General features: G+C 65.3%; 1 protein-coding gene. It reads right to left on the reverse strand.

All coding sequences use genetic code 11. From position 1 onward, the window contains the following. A partial coding sequence (locus EN807_RS34545; protein WP_135938089.1) for a MurR/RpiR family transcriptional regulator occupies positions 1-294 on the reverse strand: 294 nt, incomplete at both ends.

Genomic DNA, 294 nt, shown 5'->3' on the forward strand with positions numbered 1-294 from the left:
GTCCGGCTGCCTCTGCACCAGCAGAATGAACAGCAGGTCGGTCAGCGTCAGTTGCGCGTCGCGCGCCGTGATGGACGAAGAGCGCGCCCGCTCCTCGTCGGCGATGGTGTAGAGGCGGATGTCGGCGACACGGCTCAACGGATTGTCGTGCAGGCCGGTGACGGCGATCACCATTGCGCCGCGCTTGCTGGCAAGCTCGGCGATGCGCAAGGTTTCGATGCTGGCGCCGGAATAGGAAAGCGCAAACAGCACGTCGTCGGGCCCCAGCGTCGAGGCATTGGCCATCTGGATGTG

The organism is Mesorhizobium sp. M5C.F.Ca.ET.164.01.1.1, from assembly GCF_004792125.1.
Lineage (GTDB): Bacteria > Pseudomonadota > Alphaproteobacteria > Rhizobiales > Rhizobiaceae > Mesorhizobium > Mesorhizobium wenxiniae.